Annotated in this window: 19 protein-coding genes; 2 read left to right on the top strand and 17 right to left on the bottom strand. The window is 36.7% G+C overall.

Translation table 11 applies throughout. From position 1 onward, the window contains the following. Nucleotides 1-96 precede the first annotated feature (96 nt). Both BN1066_RS12590 and BN1066_RS12585 read right to left on the bottom strand, forming a co-directional pair. Nucleotides 97-336, bottom strand: a complete 240-nt coding sequence (locus tag BN1066_RS12590; protein ID WP_077319839.1) for a LysM peptidoglycan-binding domain-containing protein — start codon at nt 334-336, stop codon at nt 97-99. Beyond that, complete coding sequence (locus tag BN1066_RS12585; protein ID WP_245799781.1) at nt 333-812, bottom strand: GH25 family lysozyme; 480 nt, start codon at nt 810-812, stop codon at nt 333-335. The genes BN1066_RS12590 and BN1066_RS12585 overlap by 4 nt, the downstream gene beginning before the upstream one ends. A 578-nt stretch (nt 813-1,390) precedes the next feature. Between BN1066_RS12585 and BN1066_RS12580 the strand changes: the two genes are divergently transcribed. Further along, a complete protein-coding gene (locus tag BN1066_RS12580; RefSeq protein ID WP_179104386.1) occupies nt 1,391-7,462 on the top strand; it encodes a lamin tail domain-containing protein in 6,072 nt (2,023 codons plus the stop codon). Nucleotides 7,463-7,606: 144 nt separating this feature from the next. Here the strand turns inward: BN1066_RS12580 and BN1066_RS12575 are convergent, their stop codons facing one another. The 7 genes from BN1066_RS12575 to BN1066_RS12545 all read right to left on the bottom strand — a co-directional run bounded on the left by BN1066_RS12575 (nt 7,607) and on the right by BN1066_RS12545 (nt 14,830). Continuing rightward, the gene (locus tag BN1066_RS12575; protein ID WP_077319837.1) at nt 7,607-8,386 is read right to left on the bottom strand and encodes a GNAT family N-acetyltransferase; all 780 of its coding nucleotides are present in this window, start codon (nt 8,384-8,386) and stop codon (nt 7,607-7,609) included. A gap of 398 nt (nt 8,387-8,784) precedes the next feature. Then, nucleotides 8,785-9,759 (bottom strand): ABC transporter ATP-binding protein, encoded by a 975-nt coding sequence (locus BN1066_RS12570; protein ID WP_077319836.1) that lies wholly within the window; start codon nt 9,757-9,759, stop codon nt 8,785-8,787. Then, entirely contained in the window at nt 9,756-10,739 is a 984-nt protein-coding gene (locus tag BN1066_RS12565) for an ABC transporter ATP-binding protein (protein WP_077319835.1), read from the bottom strand. The genes BN1066_RS12570 and BN1066_RS12565 overlap by 4 nt, the downstream gene beginning before the upstream one ends. Nucleotides 10,740-10,750: 11 nt before the next feature. After that, nucleotides 10,751-11,560, bottom strand: coding sequence for an ABC transporter permease (locus BN1066_RS12560; protein WP_077319834.1), 810 nt, complete (start codon nt 11,558-11,560; stop codon nt 10,751-10,753). Continuing rightward, nucleotides 11,560-12,513, bottom strand: a complete 954-nt coding sequence (locus BN1066_RS12555) for an ABC transporter permease (protein ID WP_077319833.1) — start codon at nt 12,511-12,513, stop codon at nt 11,560-11,562. Before BN1066_RS12555 ends, BN1066_RS12560 begins: the two co-directional genes overlap by 1 nt. A gap of 24 nt (nt 12,514-12,537) precedes the next feature. Then, complete coding sequence (locus tag BN1066_RS12550; protein WP_077319832.1) at nt 12,538-14,079, bottom strand: ABC transporter substrate-binding protein; 1,542 nt, start codon at nt 14,077-14,079, stop codon at nt 12,538-12,540. Nucleotides 14,080-14,098: 19 nt separating this feature from the next. Beyond that, on the bottom strand, nt 14,099-14,830 hold the full coding sequence (locus BN1066_RS12545; protein ID WP_077319831.1) for an MBL fold metallo-hydrolase: 732 nt from the start codon (nt 14,828-14,830) through the stop codon (nt 14,099-14,101). Between the two features lie 1,474 nt (nt 14,831-16,304). On the opposite strand from BN1066_RS12545, the gene BN1066_RS12540 reads away from it, so the two are divergent. Next, a complete protein-coding gene (locus BN1066_RS12540; protein ID WP_179104451.1) occupies nt 16,305-17,126 on the top strand; it encodes a YitT family protein in 822 nt (273 codons plus the stop codon). Nucleotides 17,127-18,132: 1,006 nt separating this feature from the next. Here BN1066_RS12540 and BN1066_RS12535 read toward each other — a convergent pair. The 8 genes from BN1066_RS12535 to BN1066_RS19890 all read right to left on the bottom strand — a co-directional run bounded on the left by BN1066_RS12535 (nt 18,133) and on the right by BN1066_RS19890 (nt 25,865). Continuing rightward, on the bottom strand, nt 18,133-18,861 hold the full coding sequence (locus BN1066_RS12535; protein ID WP_077319829.1) for an SIS domain-containing protein: 729 nt from the start codon (nt 18,859-18,861) through the stop codon (nt 18,133-18,135). 78 nt (nt 18,862-18,939) lie between these two features. Beyond that, nucleotides 18,940-19,662 (bottom strand): creatininase family protein, encoded by a 723-nt coding sequence (locus BN1066_RS12530; RefSeq protein WP_077319828.1) that lies wholly within the window; start codon nt 19,660-19,662, stop codon nt 18,940-18,942. A 119-nt stretch (nt 19,663-19,781) separates the two neighbouring features. Then, entirely contained in the window at nt 19,782-20,774 is a 993-nt protein-coding gene (locus tag BN1066_RS12525) for a phosphotriesterase family protein (protein ID WP_077319827.1), read from the bottom strand. 116 nt (nt 20,775-20,890) lie between these two features. Then, nucleotides 20,891-22,186 carry a PTS ascorbate transporter subunit IIC gene (locus tag BN1066_RS12520; RefSeq protein WP_077319826.1) on the bottom strand — a complete coding sequence of 432 codons (1,296 nt, stop codon included), beginning with the start codon at nt 22,184-22,186 and terminating at the stop codon, nt 20,891-20,893. Between the two features lie 184 nt (nt 22,187-22,370). Beyond that, a complete protein-coding gene (locus tag BN1066_RS12515) occupies nt 22,371-22,646 on the bottom strand; it encodes a PTS sugar transporter subunit IIB (RefSeq protein ID WP_077319825.1) in 276 nt (91 codons plus the stop codon). Nucleotides 22,647-22,649: 3 nt separating this feature from the next. After that, nucleotides 22,650-23,090: a PTS sugar transporter subunit IIA gene (locus BN1066_RS12510; protein ID WP_077319824.1), complete on the bottom strand. Its 441-nt coding sequence runs from the start codon at nt 23,088-23,090 to the stop codon at nt 22,650-22,652. Between the two features lie 28 nt (nt 23,091-23,118). Next, nucleotides 23,119-25,230, bottom strand: coding sequence for a BglG family transcription antiterminator (locus BN1066_RS12505; protein WP_179104385.1), 2,112 nt, complete (start codon nt 25,228-25,230; stop codon nt 23,119-23,121). A 437-nt stretch (nt 25,231-25,667) separates the two neighbouring features. Beyond that, nucleotides 25,668-25,865: a hypothetical protein gene (locus BN1066_RS19890; RefSeq protein WP_143695811.1), complete on the bottom strand. Its 198-nt coding sequence runs from the start codon at nt 25,863-25,865 to the stop codon at nt 25,668-25,670. Between the last annotated feature and the right edge of the window lie 235 nt (nt 25,866-26,100).

The following is a 26,100-nucleotide window of genomic DNA, read 5'->3' as shown; positions in this document are numbered from 1 at the left end:
AGTTTTGTCCCAGCCCCGTTCTCATTTAATCAGTAGTCTCTGACACACATAAATTTTATTGACATCAGAAAGCTTATTCCATGTCTTGGTCTGCGCTTACGTACTACCATATTTAACAGCAAGTCCAGATACGGCATCTCCTGCTCTAACTGTATGGTATTTAGCGACCGGCTTTGCTTGTGCAGATCTGGACAGCTTGATCTTTTGTCCCTTATAGATCAGGTGCTGCAGGGCTGCTACGCTTGTACCATACTTAGCCACAATGCCTGACAACGTATCTCCAGATTTTACGGTATAAGTACTGAAAGCGGCAGCAGGCTTACTGGATGGCTTCACCGGTTTAGCGGTTTGCTGTACATTAGACTACCGCCAGTAAAATATGACAACAACTTGCTACCAGTCAGTTTGTTCAAGTCCACATTACTGGACACAAGACGACCAGTCTCCGTATATTGCCATAAATCACACGGGCAAGCTGGCTTGTTGCTACCATAACGCGGGATCCAAACAAAGTCTGCTTTCACCTTGTCCATGTCCAGCGGCTTATAGGTGTCGTGGCCTGAATATAGATCACCCTTCCACCCCTTCGCTTTCAACGTATCAATAAATGCCTGGGTAGCTGGCGCCATGTCTGTGGTTTGTTCTTCCACATCAGCCACTAAAAAAAGCGCAGCCTTATCAGCGCTCATTAACTCATTTAGAAGTTTATCCTTCGTGCATTCATGGTGTAAAAACACTATAAATTGTTCAGCCCTTTCCTCACGATAAGTGCCTTGCGCTTCTCTAGTGGTTGGTTGTTGTGTAACCCCCACAGTGGACTTTCACCACTAAGATAGTCGCCATGCCTGACACACATAAAAAAGTGAAAAGAACCGATGATATATGCACTCCTTTCGCTTTTTGTGATGCTTTACAAATCTTTACATTGTTTTAACTGAGTATTAATAGTTAATATTTATACTTTATATAAAGTCTATAAAAGGGAGGGAAAGTATGAAATAACCCCATAATTACTTTTTAAATTAAAACTATATGCCAAATAAACCATCAAAGATGACTTTTTAAAAAAAATTATAAACCAATAGCAATTTGTCTATGTTCTTTAGTTTCTAATATAGCATGCGAAAACCTTGAGATTTTGCGAGTGCAATAGCTTGTTCGACCGTTATCTCACGACTTACAGGAAGTACATCTGATTTTTTATATAGCTCTGGGTTATAAGGTCCTTTTTCTTCAAACTGTCTAAATTACAGAATAGCACACTCACCTCCACGTGATTTGTAGTTAACTAAGCATCCCCATAAATCTAGAATAATAAAAAAGCGCTCAGCACAAGTACATTTCATACCGTTTTGTGCCTTGAGCGAAAGTGAAAGGAATGGTTATAAAAATGAAAAAAAGAAAATTACATACGCTTTTAGCAGTAATAACTGCAATTACGCTAGTCATCACAAATTTATTACAAACTAGCTCTATTGCTTATGCCGCTGTTTCTAATTCACAGCAACAGACAGAAAAATGGAATGAGCAATCAAATGAAAGTTCCAATTCATCTGAAGAAATAAAGCAACCATTAGAAATTCAACATGACGTACCTGAATCGTTTATTGCTTACGAAAATCAGCAAATAACCGCAACCATTCCAACCGCAACAAAAGCAACCTTATACTATCAGCCTACACCATTTTCTAAGCCGGTTGCAGTAATGATGAATAAGGAAGAAAACAATACCTTTACAACTTCTATCCCAGCTACTTCTCTTTGGTCAGAAAAAATCAACTATTGGATTGTAGCTGATAATGGGCAAACCCAACAAACTTCAAACACTTTTACAGTCCCTATCAAAAAAGAATCTAAAGCTGATTCACAAGCCGCTCCACATCTTATGATAACGGAAGTTAACCTAGGTAACGAGCCATTTATCGAAGTGTATAACAATACGACAGAAGCTGTACCGTTAAAAGATTATTCGTTATTGATTCAGGGTAAAAAAATTGAATTTAATGATTCACCGCTAATTCCAGCTGGAAAGACCAAAATCATCCGTTTTACTAACAAAGCGAATCATGTGGAAACCTTTAATCATCATTACAATACAAACTTAAAAAGTGAGCAATTCATCATGGTTGGTCATGTAACAATATCAGCGAAAGATTCAACCATCAAATTTATTAAACAAGAGGAAAATAAAGAAATATCCGAAATTACTTACAACTATCATGAAGCTAGTGCAAGTCAACTCTTTTATTTTCACAATAACCAGATGAATGACGGTGGCGTAGCCGAAACAGCTACACCTGGTACATTAATTCATGGACAAATACCAGATCAACAAGTGGAAATAGAAGTACCTCAAGAAACTCCTCAAGATAACAGCAAACAAGAAAAGACAGCCAATTCCACAAAACCAGTTCAAGAAAAAAAGAATAAAAACTCTACAAATAAAGCAGAAACGGCTAACGAAGAATCGATTATTAAGCACGAGCCGGTGGAACAGATTTCCAATGCAAACGATCTAACTATTCGCGCAACTGCCTCTCATGTGAAAAACTTGACACTAAAATATAAAACTGGAAAGCAAATGATGACCCAAGAGCTTTCTTTTATAAAAATGGAGGGAACAGATACATTTACCGTAACGGTGCCAAAACAATACCTTTGGTCACCTAGTTTTAGCTACCAAATAGTTGCAGAGACTATGGACGGCGGAACAATTGTATACCCAAAAGAGAATGATATACACGTTACCGTCGATCAAGTAACGAACATGGATACGCAAAAGCTTCCTAAGCTATTAATTACTGAAATCACTCCTGACACTACAAATGTGAATAAAGCAGATGGTTATGAGTTCATTGAGATCTATAATAATTCAAACCAATCTATTAATATGAAAGACTATCAATTATTTTATCGTTATCCTGACGGTACAGCCGATCAAGTATGGAAGCTATCTGATAACAAAGTAATTGAGCCGCAAGAAAGCTTTATTGTCTGGATTAAAAATTTCGGCAACCAAGACAAAACACTTGCAGACTTCAATCAACAATATGGGCTAAATCTGCCAGAAAGTCATGTGACAGAAATTTATAATGATGGAATGGCTAATGGCAATCAGCGCACCTTAGTCGTTGCAGATAAGTTTAATAACGAAATTGTGCAAGCAACCTATAATGATACTGCAACAGATGATACACTTCCAGATCAAGGCATTGTATACAGTTACCCTCGAGAAGGAACAAAGATGCTGAAGGTTGGAATTGGTGAAACGATTACACCATTAACCATCGTTCCTGGGCAAGCTCCGGAAAAAACTGTCAAGATTGAAGACGAAAATGCAGCTAAACCGATCATTAAAAATCCTGCGGTTACCGTTGACAACGATCAAATTACGATAAATGTAAACATCTCATCTAAACAGAAGTTATTAGGAGCAACTATTTCAATTTCACAAAGTGACAAAGCAGATTATCAAACTTGGCAATTAGAACCTTCTAAAGATGACCCGACTATCTATTCCGTGACAATTCCTCGGGATGCGATATGGAGCGATAAAATAAACTTTTATTTAACAGCTTCCAATGAAGCGGGTGAGACAAAAACTAAAGTTCAAGAATACAACTTTCCAGTAGAAAATATAGATTATCAAAAGGTGCCGCCTCTTTTAATTACTGAACTTGTTCCGGATACGACAAATAGTAATGGCGCTGATGCCTATGAGTTTATCGAAGTCTATAACAATTCAACAGAATCGATTAATTTTAAAGACTATTCGATCCGTTATCGTTATCCGAATACAGGTGCGGGAAATGACTTAATTTGGGACCCAAAAGATGACCAAGAAGTGATGGTTGATCCCGGAGAAACAATCGTATTCTGGATAATAAATCATGCAAACACAGATAAAACAGCTGCTGATTTTAATGCGAATTTTAAAACAAATTTAATAGAAGGGAAAAACCTTTTTAAGATTTATAATACATCAATGGCGAACAGCGGCCAGCGTACACTAATTATTGCTACCAAAACAGGAAAAGAACTCTCCTATGCAAGCTATAATGATGAAGTTGATGTAGATGATACGGCAGCTAACAAAGGCATCTTTTATCGTTATCCAACCGACGGAGGACTTTATTCGAAAAAAATCAGTGCCGGAAAATCCCCGGCAACTCCAGGATCTGTATTAACGGAACAAGTGCCAGCTGAAAAAGTCAATTTACCTAAAGACACAGAAAAACCAGTAATTAAACATACAACAAATAACAAGGAAATTACTTTAGACGAACCTGTTACTCTTTCAGCCACCATTACAGATAATCTTGATGTTAAATCCGTTAGTGTTTATTATCGCACAGATAAAACAGCCGACTTTAAAAAAGTTAATTTAGAAACACAAGCTGATCATAAATATGAACATATTGTTTATGAACCAGAGTTCATTGGCAAACGTGAATTAGAATATTATTTTGTCGCAAGCGATGGTAGAAATGAATCGATTTCTAATTCCAGTACAATCAACATTAAAACTTCAACGATACAAGAAGGTTTACGACTAAATGTTAGCAATAATGAGCTGCTTTCTGGAGAAAAAGTAATGAAGGCGACAACAGATGATGGAAAAACTGCACCTAAATTATTTATCGATAACAATGAAGCGACAAACACCTTTAAAGCAATGGAATCAGAGGCATATTTTGCTTTCGATGTTAAAGATACAAATATTTATTTTCAAAACGGAGTGACGATGGGAGATGAAATTCTCCGGATATTCGATGATACACATACGAAATTTACTACATTAACTGTTCCAATCCCTGCTGATAAACTGAAACAGAATGAAAACACCATTACCATTCGGGCCGGTAACAAAGTAGGGCCATTTGATGAAACCTCTCAAGAAAATCGGGATGATTTTACCATTAAAAACATTCGCTTGGTTTTATCTGATGGAACAACGATATATGATCCAAAATACAGTGATCCAAATCAGGATTATTCGATTGGCGACAGCCCTGGAAAAAATGCAGTTTATGATTTCACGTTTAATCTTGGAGAAGAAGAATTTGCTTCAACCGCTTATTTATTTGATACAACGAAAGTACCCGATGGCAAGCATCACATAAAAGCTGTTTCGGATAACGAAGAAGTTGCCGCTACGGTTATAACGGATAATACAAAGCCGATTATTCTTCCTTCTATCAAAGATGGTGAAACATATAAAGGCGAATTTATAATTAATGCAGAAGCAAAAGATGAAACAAGTGAAGTTACTTCACTAACTGCACAATTAGATGGAGAATATATTTCACTTCCTTATCAGACTTCTTCTGCCCTTTTAAAACCAGGAAAACATGAGCTCGTCTATCAAGCTACAGACGCCGCAAACAATACGGTAGAAAAAAAGGTAACATTTCATGTAGTGGAAGAGCATCCGTTCTTACCTGACTGGCTGGCAAATGATCCGGATAGTACCAGTGCTAATCTATCCGTTACGGTAAAAGATCCGACAAATGATGAAATGAATGTTGATTTTTATCAAGCGTATCAATATACTGCTGCAGATAAAAATATAACCATTTCCCAGAATGCTGTTGATACCGAGCCTCCCAAGGGGTATCTTCCTGAAGGAGAAGAACGTATAACAGATGATAGGCGCAACCAATTACAAGTACGCGATGGAAACAAACTAGAAACGGAATCCGATTATCAATTTCCTTATCACCGTTTTGATGTTACTGTCGATCAACAGGTAGATGAAAACGACGAAATTGAAATTGTTTGGAACGGTTCTTCCTTAGAAGGCAGAAAAGTAACCATGTACGCTTGGAACTATCAAACTAGTAAATGGGATGCTCTTATAACTACGATTGCCGGAAAAGAAGACTTTGAACTTGTGGGAACTGTTCAGGGGCAGGAATATGTTCAAGATCAAAAAATAAGTGTTATCGTTCAAGATCAGATTGCTGCTATTGGGGAAGAATTCAGCTTTGTTTGGATGTCTGACACACAATACTATACGGAAAGCTATCCATATATTTATGAAAAGCAAACAGAGTGGATCGTAAAAAATAGAGAAAAACTAAACATTGAATATGTTTTTCACACAGGAGACATCGTAAATGTGTATAATGATTTAAACCAATGGAATGTTGCAGATAAAGCTATGAAAACGTTAGATGATGCAGGTGTTCCATATGGAGTTCTTGCTGGAAACCATGATGTCAACAACAAAGACCATGATTATAGTTACTATAGTCGTTTCTTTGGAGAAGATCGCTTTAAAAATAATGATTATTATGGAGGTTCGTTTCAAAACAACCGTGGACATTATGATTTAATGTCTGTAAACGGTATTGACTTTATTATGATATATCTTGGTTGGGGAATTGAAGAAGAGGGCATTGCCTGGGTAAATCAAGTTCTTGAAGCTCATCCTAACAGAAAAGCTATTCTTAATGTACATGAATATCTATTAGCGACTGGTAATAGAAGCCCTATCGGGGATCAGCTTTTTGAAAAAGTGGTTGTACCAAATGAAAATGTCTTTGCCGTATTGTCTGGACATTATCATAATGCCCAAACGTTGGTAGATGACATTGATGATAATGGAGACGGCTTTGCTGATCGGACCGTTTATCAAATGTTGGCTGATTATCAAGGCGGCCCTGAAGGCGGTCAAGGATATTTACGGATTTTAAATTTCAAAATGAAAGATAATCAAGTCTATGTCCAAACGTATTCTCCTTATCTGGATGATTATAATTATTATGATCCAACGGAGTATCCTGGAAAAGATGAATTTTCTTTTGAGTTTGATACAGCAGCACAAACAAAAAAGGTTGCTACGGATTACATTGAAGTCAATGTTTATACAGACGAAAAAATCGGTACCGTAAACAATGTTCCAAGTGGTAAAAAAGCTTCTGTCATATGGAATGATTTAGATCCGAACCATGAATATTTCTGGTATACGATAGCGACGGATAAATTTGGCGGCAAAACACGCTCCAGCATTTGGAATTTTCTAACCGTTGATGGAGAAATCATTGAACCAGAAAATCCAGAGAAGCCGGAAAATCCAGAGGACGACGGCCAACCAGGTGGAGGTACCAATGATGGTAAAAACGAGCAAGATAATTCTACCGGTAGGGATGGCGGCCAGGGATCTACTGGAAGCGATCAAGATAGTAACAACAATGAAAAGCCTAGCATGGAGCAACCAGCAGCGGATAATGGCATCAACCAATCGAAACCAAATCAAACAAGGGATGATAGCCAAGCTCCAATTATTGAAAATACCTCCAATCACAATGGTACAGGATCATCTTCCTTACCGAATACAGCAACAAATATATTTAATTGGATGTTAATCGGCACACTCTTATTACTCCTTGGTACAAGTGTATGGCTGAATCAATCCTATCGTAAAAAAACAACCTATTCATTAAGAAACAAAAGCTAGAAGCGCTCGGTTAGTAACGCACAAATTAAAGAGCTTCTAACGAAGATACGACACACCGAGGCGATGTTAACTTATCGTAAGAAAAAGTAGATAGGTAACCTTAAAAACCGGAAAGCCGAATCAGGCTTTTCGGTTTCTTCTACTTTATTTCGAAAAATAAAAATATCCAAACGGTCGATTAGAATCACGTATAAAGTGCTTTGCTTGGAAACCTTGTTTGAATAGCGACAGGAAAACTTCGCGTGTTTTCATTCGCCATTCTAATGCCTTTTGCAAATCTTCTTTTTTTAACTCTAGTATATTGTTAGGAATAGTGACAAAATATTCCTTTCCTTGAAGCAACTGATCAGCTATATCTGCCGTAACTGGATTTCCGTTAACTTCTCTTAATAACAGTTGATCATCGACTACTTTCTGGACATCCATTGATGAACGCTGGTTCCAATACCACTCTATAATCATACGATCAGAGGGCATTCCTTGATTTAACTCATCCTTCATTTCACCATAGTAATTCTCTTTATATGTCATTCCGACAGCTCCGAGTTTAGCCAAATTAAGATATGCATTTAAGCTTTGCAGCGGATCAAATGTCCACTTCATTTTGGTATACCCCATTTGCTCTGCTATTTCTGCTTGCTTTAACTTTAGCTTCATCCCTAACCCCATTTTTTGATATGGTTGAGTAATTCCAAGCATATGCGAATATAAATATACTTCTTTTCCATCATAGGCACTAAACCCATATGAAAAGCCGACTAATTGGTCCGTATCATATGCGCCAAGCATAAGCCCACCATTTTTTACTGTTGTATAGGTCTGATGCACAGGTGTAGCATTTCCCCAGATCGCCTTCTCTATGGGGATCACCTTTTCCAATTCATGTTTTTCCACCAACTGTTCAATCCTAATCTCGCTATTCATGGCATTTCTCCATTCTTCAATTTCGTTTGTTTATTAGCTGCCAACAGGGATTTATCATGTGCAGCTCTCCTTAAAGGATAAAGTGAAACTTCATTTCTTGGAATGCTTTTCCCAAGAAATGTTAGATGAACCAATCGGGCATTTAGGGGTCGTTTTTTACCACTTTGGCTTCTTCGTATTGCCTACATTCTTAAAGTGGGAGTATTACGGCACCTTACATGCGGGATAAAGTGAAACTTCATTTCTTGGAATGCTTTTCCCAAGAAATGTTAGATGAACCAATCGGGCATTTAGGGGCCGTTTTTTACCACTTTGGCTTCTTCGTATTGTCTATGTCTACATTCTTAAAGGGGGGTATTACGGCGCCTTACATGCGGGATAAGCATACACCAGATGTCTCATTTTCCTTTCTCCAGCTTCATAAGATGACAAGCTGCCTCATGTCCTTTACTTATTGTCACGGTACTAGGCTTTTCAAACTTACAACGTTCAAAAGCATGAGGACACCGAGGATGAAACGTGCAACCACATGGCGGATCTGATGTATCTGGTAGGTCTCCTTTTAACTTGGTTGATGACTGCTTGTTTCCTATCGTTGGAATAGCTGAAAATAACGCTTGTGTATAAGGATGCTTTGGATAAGCTCCTATTTCTTCCGTCATGCCATGTTCTACTATTTCCCCCATATACATCACAGCAATCCGATCGCAAAAATATTGGACAATATTTAAATCATGAGAAATAAATAAGTATGTCAAAGAATACTTTTCTTGCAACTCTTTCAATAAATTAATAATCTGGGCTTGGACAGAAACATCTAGCGCCGAGACTCCTTCATCGATTACTATAAATCGAGGCTCTAAAATAATTGCTGCTGCAATAGCTACGCGTTGTCGCTGTCCTCCACTAAGTTCGTGAGGATACCGATACAAAAAAGAAGGATCTAAACCTACTTCTTTTAATGTCTGAATAATTTTTTCATTTCTGTATGCCTTATCCCCAATTCGATGCAATGCTAACGGTTCATTTAATATCCACTTCATCGTTTTTTTAGGATTCAATGATGAATATGGATCTTGAAAAACGATTTGTACTTCTTGTCGCCATGCTTTTAACTGCTTAGTCGAAAACGTAGAAACATCTTTCCCCTTATAACGAATAGTTCCGTCTGTTTGCTTCATTAATTGAGTAATCAGCTGACCAATTGTCGACTTGCCACAACCGCTCTCACCAACTAAACCAAAAGCTTCACCTTCGTATAATGTGAGTGATATGCCATTAACAGCTTTTACAAACGAAGGTTTTTCGAATATATTTGTCCGTTTTTGTTTGTAAAATTTTTTCATATTTTCTATTTCAATTAGTGGCTTCATAAGCTGACTTCCTTCTCTTTTGCATATAAATGACAAGTAACTGTCTGCTCATTGACTTTATACGTATGAGGAAAAATTTGTTCACATGACGTTATTTTGAACTGGCAGCGATCGGCGAAGGGGCATCCCGTATGCCGAACATGGAGCTGTGGTACTGTACCGGGAATTGTATATAATGGCTGTCCTCGTCTTGCGCCATCTGGAATTGATTGTATTAAACTCTTTGTATAAGGATGCTTTGGCGAACTTAAGAGTTTTGATATCGATCCTTGTTCAACGATTCGTCCTGCGTACATGACAAGCACACGATCACAAATGGCATGAATAACTCCCCAATCATGTGAGATAAAAATCATCGATGTGTTCCGAGTCTGTTTAATTTTTTTAAAGAGCTCTACTATTTGTGCTTGGATTGTAACATCTAAGGCAGTTGTAGGTTCATCAGCGATAATAAGCTTCGGCTGGCCAATTAAAGCCATCGCGATTACAACCCGTTGACGCATACCGCCAGATAACTGGTGGGGGTATGCTTTCCATAATTGTTCAGCACGAGGTAACCCAACTTCTTTCATGACAGATATGGTCTTTTCTTTCATATCTCTTTTCGATAAGGTTGTATGCTGTTTCAATACCTCAGATATTTGTTTACCAATTGTTAGTACAGGATTAAGCGAAGTCATTGGCTCTTGAAAAATCATGGAGAGTTTTTTCCCCCTAATCTGCTGCCACTGCTTTTGAGATAAAGCTGTAAGCTCATCATCCTGAAAAATAATCTTGCCTTGCTTTATGGTGGCATTCTTGGGGAGTATTCCCATAATAGCTTGGGAAGTTAAACTTTTTCCACAGCCCGATTCACCAACAATACCGACAACCTCATTGGGGTAGACGGAAAATGAAATGCGTTCTAGTGCATTAAACTCTCCCTCCGGAAGCTGAAGGGCCACATCAACTTCCTCAACTGACAATAAAGGTTTTACCATTTAAGCCCCTCCTATGCCTTTCTATCCTGAATGTCACGTAAACCATCACTTAATAAATTAAACCCTAACACCATCATTGTAATAATACTTCCAACAATAATTACATACCAAGGAGCTGATTCAATATAGGGCTGTGCTTCCTTTAACATCCTTCCCCAACTAGGATCTGGTGGCTGAACACCTAAGCCCAAATAGCTCAAGCCTGACTCAGCCAAAATAGAGCCAGAGAAACTTAAACTGGACACAACTAGTATAGGGGAAATAGCATTAGGCAAGATATGGTTCAGAATAATATGAAACGATCCTGCACCCTTGGCGATACTTGCTTTAACAAAATCATATGATTTATATTGAATGAAGCTGCTCCGAATAACTCGAGTAAATGCTGGAATACTCATAATTCCTAGTGCGATTATTGTATTTTTCATTCCCGCTTCAAAAACAGCTATCAGCATAATAGCTAATAATATACCTGGAAAAGCTAGCATCGCATCAATAAATCGCATCAGTAATTCATCGAGCCAACCGCCAAAATACCCTGCACAAGCACCTAAAAAAAAACCAATGCTCAACCCTATCATAACCGTAGTTGTTCCAATTAAAAAAGCAGTCTGAGCTCCTTCCATCACCCTGCTTAGAATATCTCTTCCGAAGTTATCTGTACCAAATGGGTGGGCTAATGATGGAGCCGCAAGTCGATTAGACGGATCAATCGCATTAGGCTCATACGGTGTATAAAATAAACTAATAAACATCATGAACAATAAAACAATAACTAAGCTCAATCCTAAATAGAAAGGGAGTCGATTTGCCTTGTTCATTATAGCTGTTCACTCCTTTTGCTAATTCTTGGATCAATGAGCTTATATAATAAATCAATTATAAAATTGATTACTAAAACGATGACGGCAATATATAGCACCATGGATTGAACAAGCGGAAAATCTCTCGAAGTAATGGATTGAACAAGTAAATTTCCTAATCCAGGAAGTGCAAAAACATTCTCAATGATAATACTGCCGCCAAGCGTATCGGCGGTTATTAATCCAATAATGGTTAATACTGGAATGAATGCATTTCGCAGTACATGTCTATACAAAATCGTTCGCTCTGATAGACCCTTACATGTTGCTGTTCGTACATAATCCATTTTTTTCTGATCCAAAATCGTATTTCTTAAATATCGAATGACAACTGCTATGTTCAAGATGGCAATTGCTAGCGATGGCAAGAAATAGGCCCGTAAAGCACCAAAAAAATCCTCTGACCAAGGGACGTAACCAAATGCTGGAAACCACTTTAAGATAACCGAAAATAACAATATTAACATAAACCCAAACCAAAAGGATGGAATAGAAATCCCCAGTTGAGTAATCATAGATAAAAAAACGGATATGAATTTTCCATCCGTACGGGCAATGAGAATTCCTAACGGAAAGCCAACCAAAACTGTCAACAGCATGGAAAAGACAGCAATTGACATGGTCACCGGTATTCGATCCGCAAGAACTTCGCTAACAGGAAGCTGATAGCGTAGTGACTTTCCTAAGTCACCTTGAAAAACACCTGCAATCCAATCAATATACCGTTCCGTTACTGGACGATTCAGCCCTAACGCTTGTTCCAAATTACGAATTTGCTGTTCATCAGCATCCAGCCCAAGAATAATTTGGGCTGGATTCCCTGGTAACAGTTGAAATACAAAAAAAATTATTAGAGAAACCATAATTAATGTTAAGATGAACATAGAAGTTTTATATAGATAATACCTCACATCAACGTCTCCTTTACTAGACGGTTATTCCGTATAGTATAAGTCTTCTAGGTTGAACTTTTGAATTGGGTACATCTTCCACCCTTTCAGGCCCTTTTTCATTGCAACAGTCCGATATGGATCCATAATAAATACCGAAGCAGCATCTTCTGTTAACAATGTTTGGGCTCGCTTATAAATAGTAACTATTTCTTCTACATCTGTTTCTACCAATGCTTGACGAATCAACTGGTCGTACTCTTTATTCTCATACTTGACAAAGTTATTTTTATAATCACTAACATATCTGCTTAAAATTTCATACGGATCTAATTTTCCAGTAAATCCAATAATCGTACTCTCATACTGTGCTTCATTATACACTTTTTCTAACCACGTGCTGAATTCAATGAGCTTCATATCTACTTTAATCCCAACTTGACTTAGTTGATCTGCAATCACTTGCGCAGTATCAACATGAAATTGGTAATCAGAGGGAACCGTTAATTCTAATGTAAACCCATCAGGGTACCCCGCTTTTTCTAATAATTTCTTTGCTTCTTCAGGATTCGTTTGATACGTATCTTCTAAACCTTCTTGATAATAAAGTTCCATGGAAGGACTAAAGTTAGAACCAAGCTTAATTCCTTCACCTTCTGCTACTGTTTCTATAATCATATCTTTATCAATTGCCAGATTAATTGCTTTTCGAACGTTCGGATCATCTAATGGTTTTACTTTATTGTTTAGCGCCATTAACTGTACCATGTTTTGCGGTGCCGATACCGTTTCAATCAAATCATCTAATTGCTGCTTACCTTGCGAAGAAATACCGGGAATAACATCTATCTCTCCTGACTTCATTGCTAGAATAGCAGATTCTGGATCTGGCATAATCTTAAATTGAACCTCAGCTATTTTTGGTACTTTTTCTGGATCATAATAATTTTCATTTTTTACTAGCCGTAATTCTTGTCCGACTTTATATTCTTCAAACTTAAATGGACCTGCACCAATTGGTTTTTCACTTTGTTTATCATAATCAGCCGGTAAAATTGGTCTAATCGTCGCTGCTAAAAATGCTGAATTTTTTTCCTTTAATGTGATAACAGCCTCTAAATCTGATGGTGTTTCTATTTTTTCAATTATTTCAAATTGCGAAGAAATCGGCTCTCCCCCACTTAATCCTGCTAATTTTTCATACGAATATTTTACATCTTCAGAGGTTAACTTTGAGCCATCATGAAAGGTAACATCTTTTTTCAATTTAAACGTATATACTTGTCCATCATCAGAAACTTCATAGGACGCTGCAATGGCCGGCACCAATTTACCTGCTTCATTGGTATCTAATAAACCATCATAAACATTATCCATCATGGACATCGTATCGGTTGCTGCCGACTGATATGGATCTAAAGTATCAATCTCTGTACTCATGGCAATTCTAACAATACCGCCGGATTTTACCTCATCATTTGCTTTTGCTGATTTGTCTTCATTCTTCTTACTGTCATTGGAGCACGCTGTTAATAAAAGAGAAATAAATGATAAAAAGATAAGTAATTTCAATCCATTCTTTTTCATAATAAAATCCTCCAATATATTATATGGTAAATGTAAAACCTTCCTTTGCTAGATAAACAGGTTGACCCAATACACTCTCCACTTCTTGCTTTAATTGCAAGATATCACCAAAATGAGGAAAGTGAGTGAGAACAACATGTTTAGCTTTCGCTTTTGTGGCAATATCCGCTACTTCTTCACTAGATAAATGCCCTTTCATCATCCCTTTCTGCTTCCTATAAAAGCTGCATTCAATTAACAGTAAATCCGCAGCCATAGCAAAATCGACAAGTGCAGTTGTATAGCCGGTATCACCAGAATATACAAGCTTGCTTTTGTTATTACTAACTTTCATCGAACAGCAAGGAATTTCGTGAATATTTTCAGAAAATGTTAGCATTAATGAACCGATGTTAACAGTGTCAGTTAATTGCAACTGATGCACACGCATCACATCCGGAAATTCAAAGGTTAACGAAGCTATATCTTCTGTATACACATACACATCTAAGGGCTTTGTTCGTTTACCTAACTGTGTTAATATCAGCATGGCATACCCTAAACTATAAATATCTGCCATATGATCTGTATGTGTATGGCTTATAAATACAGCGTCTAAATCTTCTAAATTTGCTCTTGCTTGTAGTTTAGAAAGTGCTCCGCTGCCACAATCTAATAATATTTTCGTATTTGAATCTTCTATGAGGTAACACGACGTTGCTTCATTTGCCTTTGGATATGCCCCCCAATAGCCAATCGTATGTATTTTCACTCTAAACCTCCTAACTGTAAAGTAAAACTCATCATCATATTCTAGTTATTGACTTTTTTAATCCGATCACCACCCTAATAAGATAAATCTTTTATTGGTAATTTATATTAACAAATAGCTTGCTTAAAAGAATCCAAAAAAGTATATCTCCTTGTTTCCAAGTAGATGAAACACGTATATAGAACTACTCTCATTATCTTGAAAGAACCATTCGTGAACCCGCGTTACTAAATGATCTCATTTAAAAATGAAATAAACATCGATCTCCATTTTAGTAAGATATAGTTCGTGTTCCTTTCAACAAACCCCTTCCATTAAATATTTCTTTCCATCTTCTCTAGTTTTGATGTAACACCTGATCATATTCTAGCATGGTTTGTTTACTTTTTATCATTAATAACCCTAGATGTGTCCGCATACAATTATTTATTCGCTACTGATAAGGAATTTGTTATTAATGATCACTCTCTCAACATTTAGTTGAAATACATCTACGTTTTTTAATCAACAACCTAAATTATTGTATAATGTTTCACATCCTTTATTAGTGTTTTGACCAATCCTATAAGAATGAATTCTTATCGTTTAATTTATAAAATGTATTTATTCCCGTGATATGGGAAGCTAACTACCTACGTTAAACAAAAACACTACTTCTGAAAATTACTATTTTTTTATGTTCGTGATTTTAGGAAAATACAAGTTTAATCTTTCCAAATCTCCTAATCCGTTTAACTATAGATGGAAATAGTTTACTTTTAAGAAAAGTAAGTTTGAATAACGATAAGATCTACTAGCAATTGCTTTTTGGCAAAATATTCGATTTTTTATAAGTAGAACTCATTTTAACCCGAGAAGTTGATAATCTCTTACATATACTGAAACTTCATTCAACCTTGCGCTTTTCTCCTTGAAGTGTAGTCTTACGGAACCTTAGATGCGGGATAAAGCCTAAAATTTTATACTTTCCTTTAGTGGAATACAAGCTAGAACGCCTTGTGCAGTCCCGACACACCGATACTCCGACGAGGAAGCTTGAGCACTGCTGCAGGAGTGAAGCAACCTCAAAGAGCTAGGCGCTGAATCTGGATGTGAATAGACTATCTTACAATGAACTAATTTTATAAATTCCTAGAAAATTAAATTCCCTTTATCCAAAATATTCCTAAAATTATTACATGCTTTTTTTGAGTAGTATAACATATTTTAGCAGTTTTCGTTACCTTATTTTAATTTATAGGGTAATCCCCTTATAAATTAGAACTATACTTCATTTATAAAATCTCTCTCTCAGAACCTTTTTAAACAAGAGGTACAAGCAACTATTTTCTATCAATGGGGGGCATCTATTGATCCTTTTTATCGCTATCTCATGATTTTAGCGTTAAACTTGACTAGAATAACCCTTTTTATTTGGAAAAATCCCTGTTAAAATGCTAATGAATGGAAGGAGTGAGTGGTGTTGAGTAAATGGATGAAAGAGAGCATGATCATTATTATCGGCTCTTTTATTTTTGCATTCGGAATTAATTATTTCGCGATTCCTAACAACTTGTCAGAAGGTGGTGTTATTGGCATATCCATCGTAACGTACTACCTATTTGACTGGTCTACTGGAGTTGTGAATTTTATTATAAATGCCATTTTATTAGCAATTGGTTACCATTATTTTAATAAAAGAGTCATTATATATACGATTATTTCCATTGTTTTTTCTTCTCTATTTTTACACCTCACTAAAAATATTGGAGAAGCAGGAAATGGTGACACCTTGCTGGCAGCATTATTTGCAGGACTAACAGTTGGAATTGGTTTGGGATTAATTTTCAAAGCGGGAGGAACTTCTGGTGGAACAGCTATCATCGTGCGCTTATTAAACCAGTTTATCGGTTGGAGTTTCGGTAAAGGAATGCTAATAATGGATATAGCTGTAATCGGACTTTCTGCTTTTGTCATAGGTCAAGAAAAAGCGATGTATACATTAATTTCTGTGTATATAGGTGCTAAAGCAATTGATATTATCGTAGAAGGTGCTAACGAACGAACTGCTGTACTGATTATTTCAAAACATCCTGAACACGTATTAGAACAAGTGACAAACCATATGTCTCAGGGCCTTACTGTATTAGAAGGTAAGGGTGGTTATACTAAAACAAATAAAGAAATCCTTTATATCGTTATTAATAAACAAGAAATTGTCCAATTAAGGCGTATTATTGAAAATGTCGACAAAAATGCCTATGTAACTGTCCATAGTGTACAGGAAATAAACCGAAGAGGGTATAAGGGAAAATAGCCGAAAAACTCTTGACCAATGGATCCGTCATATAAGATTTAACTTTCATTGTACATAGAACAGCCTGTTATTTTAAAACAGTGGAAGAAAGAAGATTGCGTTAAGAATCTTACAACAGCCCATTTATTGCTCATACGGATAATAGGGACACTTCCCAGCATAAAAATAACAGATGAGGCCTCTCCTCTCCATGGATAAATAAAGTTTGCTTAACGGCTAAAGGTTAACGAAGCAAAACGAGCTAGATGTCTAGTTCTTAACCAAGAAAACTCAAATAAAAATCTTGGCTTTAAACTGTCTTTTAAAAAGTGGAAAAAATAATAGAATAATTGGAGAACATATAAGTGAAAACTTTCCGGAATTTTTCTAAATAAAGTCTTACTCTTATTTAACAATAAATCGGTCTTTTAAAACGCTCACTACATTTGATGTGGTGAGCGTTTTACTATAATAAGATGATCAGCTGTGCCAAACACTTGTCGTCCCGTTAAGCATCCTTACTGGCTTATGGAATCTATTCATTAATGTATACCGACATTTTCCTCCTCGAATTTCAAGGCGGTCATGTTAGTATTGGCGTTAGAAGCGAACAAGTAGGACTTCTCCTTGAAAAACCGCGATGTGTCGCTGGCGTAGCTTCCGCTTTCCCTATTGACTCAAACGAATCGGAAATTTAGGAATCTTTTTTTCCATCATATTCGCATCATCCTATGCAGATTTTAAAATAAAAAATACAGTTCCTTATTTGGAATAAGGGAAGCATACCCCTGCCTTAGGTGTATACCGGCGCTTTACGGCAAGCCCGCTTTTAGTCGGCCTTCTTTAAATGATTTCGATATTAACTTCTCATAAAAAGATGTTTTACGAGTGCTTAAGCTAGACGTAAATACTTTCCCAAAAAAGTTACTCAAAAGGTACAAACGAATTTACTTCCTAAACAACGATAAATTGCAATTTTTCAAAAACATGGCATCTTAGTCCTTTTATCCTCTTCTTAAAACATACATTATAATTTGACCCGCTTGCTATACTTTTTGACCAATTGCTGATTATGCTCGTCTGCACCTTCTATATTTCCACTTAGGAAAATGGGAGGTTCAACGTCTTGTTCTGCCATTTCTTCAATTGCTTTGGCAAACAATGCATTTAATATTGCTGCACCGATTACAGTTGAACTTGGTGCAAAAGGTACTTTAACTTTTTCATGAGATAGTAATGCATCACCTACAGGTGCGTGATTATCAATCACTAAATCGACTGCATCGAATAAATGCTTTCCACTAGTGTGACGAGACGGTTGACTAGAAGAATAAGTAATCGAAGTAATGCCAATGACATAAGCTCCTTGCTGTTTCGCATAGTTTGCCACATCTACTGGTACAGGATTCCGTCCTGAAGTCGAAATAACAAATACAATATCGCCTGCTTCAATACCTTGTTCTTCCATAAAGTTTGCTGCATAATTATTTTGTCTTTCCAACGTGGATGAACGAACAGCCCCCTCGTGAAGCATTAATGGTTCATGTAGAATTGGATGCATCGGAACAAGCCCACCAGCCCGATAATACACTTCTTCTGTTAAAATATGCGAATGACCACAACCAAATAAATGAATAACTCCGTCTGATTCGATGGCTTTAGCAACCTTCTTTGCCGCTTTTTCCATCACTTCCATTTCTTCTTTTTCAACTACTGCCAACAGCTCTGAAATTTTTTGAAAGTATTGTTGGATCAATATGTTTTCCTCCCTCTATATAATTAAAAGACGTAAACAGTTTGTCAATTCTGCTCTATTGTAATCATAGGTTTTTGTTTAATTTTCACTAGCTTTTAGCATCATTAGCATGTTATCTAAAGCAAGATCGATAATATATTTTCCCTTATCTTTAGTTGCTAACGTGGCATCTCCTAATACTGCTGTTGTTGTGAAATTTTCCCATGGAGTAGGAGTGACATCTGCATCGTTTGGTATAACCGGAATATCGTTCAAAGCTTTACTCATATCTACATATTCAGGTGCTAAATAAAGCATGTACGATGTTTCAATTTCGCAAGCATGAAAATACGTGGCATGCGCTGATTTTGTTTCTCGAACCTCTTTAGCAGCTTTATTCATCCCTGGATAAAAGAAATAAAATACTTTCATTTCAGGACAAGTCGTAAATAAGACCCGTGCAGCATCCTTTAACGCCGGCTGATTACCTAGATGACCGTTTACCATCGCAAACGTCTTAAAGCCTTGTCGATATAAACTCTCTCCAATATCGACTATCATGGAAATTAGTGATTCATTCGATACATTAATACTTCCAGGAAAATTACGTAAACTCCATACTTGTCCATATGGCAGTGTAGGCAAAACAAAACAATCAATTCGTTCTGCTAATCGTTTTGCAACACGTTCAGCCAATAAATTATCTGTTCCTAATGGCAAATGAGGGCCATGTGCTTCAACCGCACCAACTGGCAAAACGGCAATCTTTGTTGTTTTCAATTTTTCCTCTATTTCAAAGGAATTTTCATATTGAAACTCCATTATTTACACCTTCTTCTTTTTTTGAAAACATAGCTAGCACTATTGTTTGTCTTATCGATTTTATTTAAGATCTAAAAACATTGTAACGACGAATGAATCCCTCCGTTACTGTTTGTAGATTAACTTTTAAACGTAAAGCATCTAGCTGGGTTTTCTACAAAAAAACGATCTACTAATTGTTTTCCTGAAAAACCTGATTGATCAGCTTCTTCCATGAAGCGTGGAACCCATTTACCTAAAATATTTTCTAGACCTAAGCCATAATCATAATGTTTGTAATATGTTTTTCGAGCTGTATCGCCACTAATAAGAATTTGCTTTTCATAACCTTTTTTCACTAATTCGAAAATACAATGAATTCGAGTACTCTCTGGTGCATATTTTATTTTGGCTATTCCATCAAAAGAAACAAATGCTCCTGTTTGTGCAACCTTCTCATGGTAGTAAGGGTCTGGATTTCGATCCATATGACCGAAGCTAACATATTCTAAATTAACGCCTTCAGATTTTAGTATTTCTATTTGCTCCAGTGCCATCGTACCTGCCTCTGTATGCGAATGAACGGGCGCTTTCGTCTCATGGTGTGCTCTTGCAACTGCTCGTATCGTTTTTTCTTCTAAAGGAGTAATCCGATTATAGCCAGTGCCAAACTTTACCTGTCCTCCAGGCGTATTTGTACCTTCCAATCCTTCTTCTACCTCTCTGATTACAAAATCAGCAAGTTCATTAATGGATTTAGCTTCAATCCATTCGTAAAAAGTAGCATAATCACCAATAACCTCTTTTATATGTGCTGGTACTTTTGCTCCCCAGAGAAAGCTTTTATTAAAACCAGCTGTTCCAATAATTGTGATACCTGTTTCTTCTGCTATTTCTTTTACAGCCATGACATCTCTACCATAATCAACTGCAGTAGCATCAACGATTGCTTGTCCGCCAAGCTGCTTAAAATCTAACACATCCAGCTTAGACTTTTCTTTATCATCAAGCAGTAAATCATCTTCTCCTCTTTCAGCCCAAAATGGCGGCCGGCATACAATATGTTCATGTGAATAGGTGACTCCTAATGTCTTAGGATCAATGTCACCATGAAACGTCCGAATAAAACTCATTTTTATTCACTCCTTATTAGTAATTTTTAATTTGCTTAGATAACAGGAAGAAGGAACAGATGTCTGTTCCCCGTTACCGTTTTAAGACCTTCCTTCAACGTTTAAGCAAGTTTTATTTAGAAGAATAGCTGTGCTAATAAACGAACAAGCGGTCCTAGGATAAACATATCCGAGTCAGCAGCCCACATGGCTGTATCAGGAATTGTGTCAGATATTAGCATTTTCACCATAAAAAATTGTCCCCATGCTACTACTGTTGAAGTAATAAACCCAGCGATTAGTGCACCGCGAACACCTCCGGTTGCGTTTCCAAAGACACCGGCTGTTGCCGAATGGAAGAATAGAACAATCATCGTAGGTACAAATACGTAACCAACTGTATTTCCAAGCACTACGAGCCAGATTAGTGCCCCAGCAAACGCACCTAAAAATCCTAGAATAACTGCATTTGGTGCATAAGGGAAAACAACCGGGCTATCTAAAGCAGGCTTTGCTCCAGGCACAATCTTGGTAGCAATTCCTCTAAAAGCGGGTACCATCTCACCAATAAACATCCGAACTCCCAGTAAAACGACAGCTATTCCAGCAGCAAATGTGAAAGACTGAATAATAGAATAGATAATAAAATTCTTATCCCCTGCTGCAGCAACTAATTCCTGAGCTCCCGGAGTATCCTTAAATGAGATAATGATGGCACCAATCAAGAATAATAACCCCATTGTCAGTGCAGTGATTACATTTGAATCTCTTAAAAATTCCAATCCTTTTGGGAGTTTTATTTTTTCTGAATCATTTTCTTTGTTTCCAAGTACCTTTCCAGCTAATGCCCCTAATAAAGCGACGGAAGCAGATGTGTGTCCAAGTGCAATATTATCATTACCAGTAATTTTCCTCATAAAAGGTTGCGTTAACGCTGGCTGAATTGTCCAGTATAACCCCATAAAAATAGCTAAGAAAATAACAAGTTTCGTAAATGAAACATCCCCGGCTGCTTGTACAACAACCCCAGCGAATATCGTAGTTGTCCAAAACATCATATGCCCAGTTAAATAGATATATTTTAGTTTCGTAAAACGAGCCAATAGGACGTTAATCACAAACCCTAATGTCATTGCTAATGTTACTGCACTACCAAATTTTGCATTAAATCCTTCTTGTCCCATGAACTTACCGAGTGGCTCAGCTGACAAATTAAATACCTCTTTCCAGAGCGGTTCAAATACGGTTAATGCGTTTACAATAATTCCAGATCCAGCACTAATAATTAAAAATCCGATTACAGCCTTAAAAGTACCACTAATCGTTTGACTTGCCGATTTTTTTTGAAGTAATAATCCTAGTAAGACGATAAATCCTAATAGTATTGCAGCTTCTCCAAAAACATTCGTGGCAATCCAAATAATAATATCCATTGATCATTCCTCCTATATTTTTATCCCGCATGTAAGGTGCCGTAAGTTTCCCACTTCAAGTCCTGAGTTGGTACAAAGGGGGCTAAGTGGGAGATAACGGCACCTAAATGCCCGATTGGTTTAACTAACATTCCATGTAAAAAGCATTTCACGGAATGAAGTTTCACTTTATATTAAATCTCTGTTAAGAGGCTTCAATATTTTCTTTCAGTGCTTCATTAATTTCATCCATGTCAAAGTAGTTGTTAACAATGACAACTTTTGCCTTATGCCCTTGCAAACTTTCTGCAAGCTCATTACTTGTGATGATATAATCAGCATCCATACTAGAAGCTGCTGATACATCTGTATGTTCTACATCCGCTTGAATCCCCATATCACCAAGAACTTGTTCCACATTCATTTTCAATATGAGGCTTGTCCCTTGACCTAACCCACAAACAGTTAATATTTTTAACATTTGTCATCTCTCCATTTCTATAACTTTTTTTATATCATCAACAGTAGTTGCTTGTAATAATTGATCAATATTATTTGTATCATTCAATAAAGTTGTTAATCTTCTAAGCAATGTCAGGTGATCAGAACTGGAAGCTGCACCTAGTCCAAATACAAGACGAACTGGATCATTGATGGCATGTCCAAATGAAATTGGTTCTTTCAATTGAACAAGGGAAACAGCTGCTTCATTAACCCCATCCTCAGGTCGAGCATGAGGGATAGCTATTTGAGGAGCTAATACAAAATAAGGGCCATTTTTCTGATAAGCTTGTTTCATAGCTTCTATATAAGAAGGCTTAATCAATTCTTCATCTAACAGTAATTGACCGGCAGCAGTAATTGCTTCTTCTGCATTATTCACTTCTACGCCAAGTTTTATTAAATTTTTTTCCAAAAAATTCATGATTTACAAACACCTGTCTTTCTCTATGTTATTCCAGTTCGTTATAGGAGTACGCTTTAATTAGTTTATAAATATCATGTTTATCGTGTGCGTCCATCACGAGTTGTTTATTATTTTTATTAGAAAAGAGCTTTGTCAGCTGTGCTAAAGCCTTTAAATGCTGTTCATTATCTTTTGATGCTAAAACAACAAAGATGGAAACATTTTTTCCCAATAAGTCAACCGGCTGTTGTAAACAAAGCATACTCATTCCTGTTTTCTTTACACCATCATTAGGGCCGGCATGGGGTAAGGCAAATCGCTCAGAAATAACGATATAAGGTCCATTTTGATAAATCGCTCTCAACATTTTATCTACATAGCGAGGCTCAATCGTTTTATCATCAATTAATGGTTGAGCAGCAAGCTTTATAGCTTTTTGCCATGTATCCACATGATCGATTAGTCTAATCCGATGTGAAGGCAACAACTCCTTTAAGTTTCTTTTCCTTCCGCTACTTACTACATGACCAGGGGTATAAAGATACCTTTTTATCTCTTGTTGCAAAGCATCTTCGTTATGGATGGTAGCATAGCGTTTTACCATATCAATTAATGCTTCCACGGAATAGTCTTGCTTCTTATTCGTCGCAAACATACTATTTACTTTTTTTAATAGCTGTTCCTTATCATCATTACTTAATACAGGGCTGACGACAAATACTGGTATACCACGATCAGGTAGGGGTATCGTTGAGACAATAAAATCGACTGCTAAATCCATTTGCTGATATTCACGTAGAGAAGTTACTCCACTAATTTGAATATTGGAAAACAACCCTAACAGCTGACTTTCTAACAACTTTGACGTTCCCAAACCGTTAGTGCAAACGATTAATAATCTCTTTTGTCTATTGTCAAGCACCACTCCTTCTTTACGAAGCCATCCACCAAAATGTGTCGCAATGAATGCTACTTCATTCTCATCAATTGGTTGTTCAATCAACTCTTCAAAATGCTTCATTACCAGTTTTGTAATGTGAAACACTTCTGGATACGTTTTCTTAACAGAATCACGTAACGTATTTTCTAGTTTAATACCATATTTGATTCGGTAATAAGCGGGCTTTAGATGCAACAGTAAATTTTCAATAATTTTCTTCGGCTCATCAAATTCAACAGCAGCATATAGCTGAAAGTCTGCCACCATCTTCTCAACTACACCAACCAAAGATTGCATCACACTATTTTCTTCATATGGATTTAAGTCATAATTTACTTTCGCACTAAGTAAATATTTAGCAAAGTAGTAAACCTCTTCTTCATTGTTATGCTCTCCTGGCAGTACCTTAAAAAGTTCCTGGCATAACATCTTAGCACCTAAGAAAGTGTCCGTTGATTCAATTACTTCTTTTTCAATTGGATCAACATCAATAGTGGATCCTTGTTGCATACGTTTCATAAAAAAGTGAAACCAAATAACTAAACTATTTAAAACATCATCAATAATTTCAATATTAAATTGTTTTTCATATGCGATTAAATTACGATGAATCTGGTGAAGCCAATTACGATTAAAAATGGAATACGTTTGAGGCAGGTCCGTTTTACCTTTACGTTCATCATGCAAAATGCTATACCAGCTATCTATCGGGGTGATAATTGACAAATATTGGATTAATACTTTTCTGACATCGGTTTCATTTCCAATAATATGATACCCTCTGCCTCGTTCTGTATACATATTTAATTGATGACTCTCGATTTCATTTTTTAATATTCTTACATCATCTAGAATTGTATTTCTACTCACTTGAAAAAGCTCTTGTAAATCTTCTACAAAATAGGCGCGCACACCACAGGTTATATGCAAATAAATCCATGCCTTGCGCTCTTCCTTTGTATATTCATAGTAATCATCTTCTAAAAGTGTATAGCCTTTCGCAATAGCTTTTTTCGTACTGTCATCCAGATATATTCCTTCTGACCTTACTTGTTGAATCGAAGTCAAGCCCTGTTCCTGAAGCCAATCATTGATTCTTCCGATATCGTTATAAATCGACCTTCTGGAAACATTAAACATATCAGAGAGCTGGGCGATAGAAATATATCCATCATGAACTGCTAGTTTTTTTAATACTGCCATACTACGTTGATTCATAATTATCCTCCTGCCATCAAAATGAAGTAAGTAGTATGTCTTACATTTATTATAGCCAATAGTAGTTATTATAATAAGACCAAATTGATCACAGCCATTTGTGCAAAATTGGGTCATCCTTAAATAAGATCCCCCAGATCATGAATTTGTATAGAACTTATACAAAACTAATCGACAGCTTTCTTTTCGGATCCAAACAATATTGGTAAAAGTAGCTAACGACCTGTACTTTCAATTACGTATATCTCTAACTAAGTAAATAATGTCGTTTTGAATAAACTTGAATTGAACAGCCACTTTACGAACAAAAGTTAAAAGTGCTCGCATAGCCGTACAAACGGTAGAGCTTCAGAAGAGGAAAGTAAAACTTCATTCAAGGAATACTCTTCTCTTGAAACAGAAGATTAAAGGCTAAGTTCGCAGGCGTCCTTGAAAAATCACGATGCGTCGCTGTCGTAGTCCTTTTTGTCCTTAAAAAAGAAGAGCGCTTTTTCTGCGTGCGGTGTATTGCTGCTGAGCAACTCTGTCCTTAAAAAAGAAGAACGCTTTTTCTGCGTGCGATGCTTAATCAAGAAGCTTTCCTTGTCCTGTTGACTGAACGAATCGGGGGATTTAAGAGCCGTTTTTCTCACCATGATCACAACATCATAAACAGATTTTTGACATAAGAAAAATATACCTCACGATAGCCACCTTGCCTTCCGTTAACAGTTCCTACTGCCAAGCCTGTAGTGGACTTTCACCACCAAGTTTTCGCCCATGAAAGTGCATATGAAAAATCCATTGTTCCTAATGAAACAATGGATTTTTCAGCAATTTTTAAAACGTACATATTTTTCTGTCGTTAAAAAATATTGCTTACATGAATCA

Origin of the sequence: Virgibacillus proomii, assembly GCF_900162615.1 — a bacterium.
Taxonomy (GTDB): Bacteria; Bacillota; Bacilli; order Bacillales; family Amphibacillaceae; genus Virgibacillus; species Virgibacillus proomii.
Note: the sequence above shows the minus strand (reverse complement) of the source record. Positions and strands in the feature narration are given on the sequence as shown.